The 7,942-nt window shown below is 67.8% G+C and carries 2 protein-coding genes; both read left to right on the top strand.

Going from position 1 to position 7,942, the window contains the following annotated elements; all coding sequences use genetic code 11:
* Positions 1–1,144, top strand: a 1,144-nt coding sequence (locus tag NA8_RS31995) for an AMP-binding protein (protein WP_157107037.1), incomplete at its 5' end; no start/stop codon positions are given.
* A gap of 201 nt (positions 1,145–1,345) precedes the next feature.
* Positions 1,346–7,942: non-ribosomal peptide synthetase (locus NA8_RS31990; protein ID WP_439957448.1), on the top strand; the 6,597-nt coding region annotated here is incomplete at its 3' end.

Here is a 7,942-nt window from a genome sequence, read left to right as displayed (position 1 = left end):
CCTACCCGGCCTCACCATCACCGCCCTCGACACCGCCACCGTCGCAGCCAAATTCGACCTGCAAGTCAACATCAACCCCCGCCACCACCACGACGGCACCCCCGCCGAACTCGACACCATCTTCACCTACGCCACCGACCTGTTCGACGAAACCACCATCCAAACCCTCGGCCACCGCCTCCACCGCATCCTCACCACCATCGCCACCAACCCCCACACCCCCATCGGCGACATCGACATCCTCGACCCAACCGAACGAGAACGGATGGCGGTCGCGGCGGAGCCGGTGAGCGTCGAAGCGCCCACGGCCACCGCGGGTACGGCGTTGACTCAGGCGCTGGCGGCCGCGGTGGAAGACGACCCGGATGGCCCCGCCGTGGTCTCCGGCGAGAACGCTCTGTCCTACCAGGATCTCGACGCACGCTCGTCGCGGTTGGCGCGGGTGCTCATCGCGCGCGGCTGTGGCCCCGGCGCGGGCGTGGCGGTGCGGCTGGATCGCGGCATCGAAGCGGTCATCGCCACCTGGGCGGTACTCAAAACAGGCGCCGCCGTGGTCCCGGTCGACGCACTCGACACACCGCTGCCGCACGAGCTCGAGATCAAGACCGGCTTGACGGTCGGCGGTGCGCACTCGGCCGCCGCGGTCGATTGGCTCGCCCTCGACGACCCGACCGTCGTCGCCGAGATCGCCGCCGAATCACCCCGGCCGGTCACCTACGCCCACCGCATTCGCGCCTTGCGCGGCGGCGACCCGGCGTTCATCGGCGCGCAGGCGCTCAGCTACGACGACCTCGCCACGGCCGCCGCACGGCTGCGCGCACGCACCGAACTGACCTTCGAGTCGCGCACCTTCCAGCACGGCAGTCCGCAGTCGCCCGCCGCGCTGGTCGAAGTGGTCGCCGCCGGATCGGTGGGCGCGTCGGTGGTGCTGGTCGACGCGGACGGCGCGCTGACCGAGTCGCTCGCCGACGAGTGGGTAACCCATCTGGTGACGGATCGGACCGGGCTGGACACGCTCGACCCGATGGCACTGGAGGATTTGCACGCCGTGGTGCTGGACAATGGTGTCGGCTCGGTGCCCGAGGGGCCCTGGTCGAATGTGGCCGCGATCGTCGAGCTCACCGAGCTGTTCGACGTCCGGTGAAGCGATCCGCGGTCATGTGCAAGCTCCCAGTTGTGTGACCATGCACACAGCGGACTGGTTTGCTGTATCAGGCCGTCCGCTGGAAATGTGTCATGGACGTGTTCTTACAGGCAGGATGTGCAGAGTTTTCATGTTTCGCTTGTCGGGGAATAGTCTGCCGGCGCAGGGATCGGTGCCCAGGAAGCACGAAGCGGGGCTCGCGTGACGCGGCCCGCGCGGGTGCGGCCCACTCGTACCCGGCGACCTAGAGTCACTACCCTCCCGCAACTGATGGCAACCGCCGTCGAAGCGCATCCAACCGGAACCGCGGTTGTCTTCGCCGACGCGGTCAGCTCTCGCGGACACCTCACCTACGCGGAACTCGACGCCAGGTCCACGCGGTTGGCGCGGTTGCTCATCGATCGGGGGGTGGGTCCGGAGGATCTGGTCGCGGTGGGTGTTCCGCGTTCGGTGGAGTCGGTGGTCGCGGTGTGGGCGGTGGCCAAGACGGGTGCGGGTTTCGTGCCGGTGGATCCGAACTATCCGGCCGATCGCGTCGAGCACATGGTGAAGGACTCCGGCGCGGTACTCGGCCTCACCGTCACGCGCGTGGTGGAGGACCTGCCGAGCGAGATCGAATGGCTGGTAATCGATTCGGACGCCTTCGTCCAGCGGCTGGAGGACTACCCGACCGAGCCGGTCACCTACGCGGATCGGCTGCGACAGCTGCGCGCCGAACATCCCGCCTACGTCATCTACACCTCCGGTTCCACCGGCAGGCCGAAGGGCGTGGTGGTCACCCAGGCGGGTTTGGCGAGTTTCTGCGCCGAGCAGCGTGATCGGTATCGGGTGACGAGTGCGTCGCGGACGTTGCATTTCGCCTCGCCGTCGTTCGACGCGTCGGTGCTGGAGTTGCTGCTCGCGCTGGGCGGGGCGGCGACCATGGTCGTGGTCGCGCCGACGGTCTACGGCGGTGACGAGCTGGCCGCGCTCCTGCGCAGGGAGGCCGTCACCCACGCGTTCATCACCCCTGCCGCGCTCGCGTCGGTGGACCCGGCCGGGCTGGACGAGCTGCGTGTGGTGGTGGCCGGTGGCGAGGCGTGCCCGCCGGAACTGGTACGGCGCTGGGTGCGCCCGATCGCCGAGGGCGAGCGCGAGTTCTACAACGGTTACGGCCCGACCGAGACCACGATCATGACGAACATCAGCGCGCCGCTGGCGCCCGGGGAAACGGTGAACATCGGCGCGCCGATCCAGGCGACCACCGAATACGTGCTGGACGAGCGGCTGGTGCCGGTCCCGATCGGCGTGGTCGGCGAGCTGTACATCGGTGGCCCCCAGCTGGCGCGCGGTTACCAGCTGCGTCCCGGCCTCACCGCCGTGCGTTTCGTTCCGAATCCGTTCGACCCGAACCACTCTCGGCTTTATCGCACCGGTGACCTGGTGCGCTGGACGCCGAATGGCGAGTTGGAATACATGGGCCGCAACGACTTCCAGGTGAAGATTCGCGGTTTCCGTATCGAGCTGGGCGAGATCGACGCGGTGCTGGCCGCGCACGAGACGGTCGATTTCGCGGTCACCGTCGGGCATCAGTTGGACAGCGGCGCAACAATTCTCGCGTCGTATGTGCACGCGGCGAGCGGACGCTCCATCGACACCGACGAGCTGATCGCCCACGCCGAGCGCAGCCTGCCGGTGCACATGGTGCCGACCTCGCTCACCGTGCTGGATGAGATCCCGCTGACCCCGGTGGGCAAGCTGGATCGTCGTGCCCTGCCCGCTCCGCAATTGCAGACCAAAGAATTCCGCGCCCCGTCGGGAGCGCTCGAGCAATTGGTCGCGGGTGTCTTCGGTGACCTGCTCAGCGCGGGCGACGAGATCGGCGCGGATGACGATTTCTTCGAGCTGGGCGGCAATTCGCTGATCGCGACGCAGGTCGCGGCCCGGCTCGGGGCGTCGATCGGCGCGCGGGTGCCCGCGCGGACGGTGTTCGAAGCGCCGACGGTCGCGCTGCTGGCCGCCCGCCTCGCCGAATTCGACACCGGCGCGGCGCGTCCCGCGTTGGTGGCGCTGCAGCGTCCGGAGCGGGTGCCGTTGTCGTTGGCGCAGCGGCGGATGTGGTTTTTGAATCAGTTCGATACCGGTTCGGCGGCGAATAATATTCCGTTCGCGGTGCGGTTGTCGGGTGTGTTGGATGTGGCGGCGTTGCAGGCGGCGGTCGCGGATGTGGTCGAGCGTCATGAGACGTTGCGGACGGTGTATCCGGCGGTGGACGGTACCGGCTACCAGGTCGTGCTGCCCGCCGCGCAGGCGATCCCGGACCTGACGCCGCACAGCCTGGCCGCCGGAGAACTGCCGGACTGGCTGCGCACCTTCGCCGCCGCCGGTTTCGATGTCGCGGCCGAGGTGCCGCTGCGGCTTTCGCTCGCGCGGATCGGCTCCGACGAATACGTGCTCGCCGTCGTCGTGCACCACATCGCGGCCGACGGTACGTCTATAGCGCCGCTGGTGCGGGACCTGATGACCGCCTATGTCGCGCGCAGCGCGGGCGAAGCGCCCGGCTGGGCCCCGTTGCCGGTGCAGTACGCGGACTACACGCTGTGGCAGCACGCCGTGCTGGGCGAGGAGAGCGACCCCCGCTCCGTGGCCGCGACGCAGATCGCCTTCTGGCGTGATGCTCTCGCGGGCATTCCCGATCGGCTCGATCTCCCCATGGATCGGCCGCGCCCCGCCACGGCCTCCGGGCGCGGCGGCGTCTTCACCTTCACTGTCGACGCACCCACCCGGGCCCGGCTCGATGAACTCGCGCAGGCCCATGGCGCGTCGCTGTTCATGGTGGTGCACACCGCCTTCGCGGCGCTGCTGGCCCGATTGTCCGGCACCACCGACGTCACCATCGGCACGCCGGTAGCCGGACGTGGCGAGGCGGAACTCGACGATCTGGTCGGCATGTTCGTCAACACGCTGGTGTTGCGGACCGCGGTGGATCCGGCTGCCTCGTTCGCCGGCCTGCTGGAGGCGACCAAGGAACGCGACCTCGCCGCGTTCTCGCACGCCGAACTGCCGTTCGAGCGGTTGGTCGAGGTGCTGGATCCGGTTCGCTCGCAGGCGCATCACCCGCTGTTCCAGGTGGCGCTGTTCTTCCAGAACATGGACCGAGCGCAGCTCGAGCTGCCCGGCCTGTCGGTCGGCGCGGTGGAATTCGACGGCGCGGTGGCCAAATTCGATCTACAGCTGACGGTGACGCCGCAGGAAGGTCCGGACGCCGGCCTGGCCGCCATGTTCACCTATGCCACCGATCTGTTCGACGAGAGTACGGTCGCCGAGTTCGCGGCGCGCCTGAACCGGTTGCTGCGCGCGGTCGCGGCCGACCCCGATCGCGCGCTGGGCGGTATCGACCTGCTCAACGTGGTCGAGCGGGATCGCATCCTGCACGAGTGGAACGACACCCGCTACCCGGTCCGCTCCGAGTTGCTGCTCGACGGTTATCGCCGGGCCGTCGAGGCGCACCCGGACGAGATCGCCGTCGCCTACGAGGGCGCCGAGTTGACCTACCGTGCGTTCGATGCGCGGGTGAATCGTTTGGCGCGGTTGTTGATTTCGCAGGGTGTGGGTGCGGAGTCGTTGGTGGGGTTGGCGGTTCGGCGTTCGTTGGATCTTGTGGTGGGGATGTATGCGATCGTGGCGGCGGGTGGGGCTTATGTGCCGTTGGATCCGGATCATCCGGCTGAACGCATCTCGCACATCCTGGACACCGCTCGCCCCCTCTGCGTCGTGACGACCAGCGCGGACGCGGCCGCGCTGCCCGATGACGTCCGGGCACTCGCCGTGGACACGCTGGATCTCGACGGCTTCGACGACAGCCCGGTTCGCGCGGAGGAACTGGTGCGTCCGGTGATGCCTGCGCACCCGGCGTACGTGATCTTCACGTCGGGATCGACGGGCCGCCCGAAGGGCGTCGCGGTGTCCCATGCGGCGATCAACAACCAGATCGCGTGGATGCTGGCGGAATACCCGCTCGACGCCGATGACGTGTATCTGCAGAAGACGGCGACGACGTTCGACGTCTCGCTGTGGGGCTACTTCATGCCGTTGCGCGTGGGCGCGAAGCTCGTGGTCGCCACGCACGACGGTCACCGTGACCCCGCGTACGTCGCGGAAACCATTGCCTCCCAGGGTGTGACGGTGACGGACTTCGTGCCGTCCATGTTGACGGTCTTCGCCGCGCACACCGCCCCCGGCAGCTGCCCGACGCTCGAACACGTCTTCGTGATCGGTGAGGCGCTGCCGCCGGAGACCGTGGGCGCCATGCACGCGGTGTCCGATGCCGCCGTGCACAACCTCTACGGCCCTACCGAGGCGGCTGTCTCGGTGACCTACTGGCCCGCGTCGCCGGACGAGCGCACCGTGCCGATCGGTCTGCCGCAGTGGAACACCCGGGTCTACGTTTTGGACTCGTGGTTGCGGCCCGTGCCGGTGGGTGTGCCCGGTGAGCTGTATCTCGCGGGTGACCAGTTGGCTCGCGGCTATGTGCGGCGTCCCGATCTCACGGCCGACCGGTTCGTGGCCGACCCGTTCGGCAACGGGGAGCGGATGTACCGCACGGGCGACCTCGTCGTGTGGCGCAAGGACGCCGACGACGCGGTGCTCGACTATCTCGGCCGGACCGATTTCCAGGTGAAGTTCCGCGGTCAGCGGATCGAGCTGGGTGAGATCGAGACGGCGTTGCTGGCGCAGCCGTCGGTGAGCCAGGCCGTGGCCCTCGTCGCGGCTTCGTCGCTGGGTGATCAGCTCGTGGCCTACGTGGTCCCCGCTCCGGGCGACCGGATCGACCCGCAGGCATTGCGGTCCGCGATCAGCGAGACCCTGCCCGCCTACATGGTGCCTGCGGCCATCGTGGCGCTGGAGTCGTTCCCGCTGAACTCCAGCGGCAAGCTGGACCGTAAGGCGTTGCCCGAGCCGACTTTCGAGACCAAGCATTTCCGTGCGCCTGCGACGGCGGTCGAGGAGATCGTGGCCGGGGTGTTCGGTGAGGTGCTCGGTGTGGGCCGGGTCGGGGCTGATGACGATTTCTTCGCGCTCGGCGGTAATTCGCTGGTCGCCACACAGGCGGTGGCGCGTATCGGTGCGGCAGTGGATGCGCGGGTGCCGGTCCGGACGCTGTTCGAGGCGTCGACGGTGGCGGCGTTGGCCGCGGCGCTCGAGTCGCATACTCATGGTGAGCGTCGGGTGGAGTTGGGCAGTATCGCCCGGCCCGAGAAGTTGCCGTTGTCGTTGGCGCAGCGGCGGATGTGGTTTCTCAATCGGTTCGATCAGTCCGATGACGCTGGGGAGCGGATCGGTACGGCGGCCTACAACTTGCCGTTCGCGTTGCGCTTGACCGGTGCGTTGGATGTGGCGGCGCTGGGCGAGGCGCTGCACGACGTGGTGGGCAGGCACGAGGTGCTGCGCACGGTGTATCCGGAGACTCCGGACGGTCCGGTGCAGGTGGTGCTGCCCGCCGCGCAGGTCCATCTGGACCTCGCTCCCCGGGTTCTGGCCGAGTCCGACGTGGCGAGCAGCGTGTATGCCTTGGCGGCGACTCCGTTCGACGTGACGGCCGAGGTGCCGTTGCGGGCTGTGCTCATCCAGGTCGACGGCGTGCCCGATACGTATGTGCTCGCGGTGGTGGTGCATCACATCGCGGCGGATGCGTCGTCGATGGGTCCGTTGGTGCGGGATGTGATGGTGGCGTATTCGGCGCGGGTGGTTGGTGAGTCGCCGGGGTGGTCGCCGTTGGGGGTGCAGTATGCGGATTACGCGTTGTGGCAGCGGGTGGTGTTGGGGGAGGAGTCCGATCCGGAGTCGATCGCGGCTCGGCAGATCGCGTTCTGGCGTGCTGAGTTGGCTGATTTGCCGGATTTGTTGGAGTTGCCGACCGATCGGCCGCGTCCTGTGGTGGCGTCGTTGGCGGGTGCGCGTGTGGGTATCGAGATCGATGCGGTGACGCATGCGGGGTTGGTCGAACTCGCTCGTGCGCATGGTGCGACGTTGTTTATGGTGGTGCACGCGGCGTTCGCGGTGTTGTTGGCGCGGTTGTCGGGCAGTGCGGATATCGCGATCGGTACGCCGGTGGCGGGTCGTGGTGAGCGTGAGCTCGATGATCTGATCGGGATGTTTGTCAATACGGTGGTGTTCCGGTCGTGGATCGATGGTGGCGAGTCGTTCGCGGATGTCCTCGCCCGTCAGCGTGAGGCGGATTTGGCTGCGTTCGCGCATGTGGATGTGCCGTTCGAGCGGTTGGTGGAGGTGTTGAATCCGCCGCGGTCGACGGCGCGTCATCCGTTGTTCCAGGTGGGTTTGTCGTTTCAGAATGTTGCGCGTGCGGCGTTGGAGTTGCCGGGTTTGTCGGTGGCGGGTGTGGATGCCGATGTGGATGTGTCGCAGTTCGATTTGCATTTGATTGTTGGTGATGGGTATTCGGAGTCGGGTGCGGCGGCTGGTATCGGTGGGTTCTTGACGTTTGCGACCGATTTGTTCGATCGGGCGACGGTGGAAGGTTTCGTGGCGCGGTTCTCGCGCATCCTCGCGGCTGTGGTTGCCGACCCCTCCGTCCCGGTCGGTGACATCGAACTGCTCGCCGATGCCGAACGGCACGACGTGCTGGCGCGCTGGAACGCCACCGAGCAGTCCGTGGATTCCGGCGCGACACTGGTCTCGCTTCTCGATGCCAGCGTGGCGGCGGACCCGCGTTCAACGGCGCTCGTCGCCGATTCGATCGACGGTGAGCGGGTCGAGCTGACCTACGCCGAACTCGATGCGCGAGTCAATCGTCTTGCC

The sequence above is a fragment of the Nocardia arthritidis NBRC 100137 genome (genome assembly GCF_001612765.1).
Taxonomy (GTDB): Bacteria; Actinomycetota; Actinomycetes; order Mycobacteriales; family Mycobacteriaceae; genus Nocardia; species Nocardia arthritidis.
The sequence above is the reverse complement of the archived record's forward strand: the minus strand, read 5'-3'. Positions and strand labels throughout refer to the sequence as shown.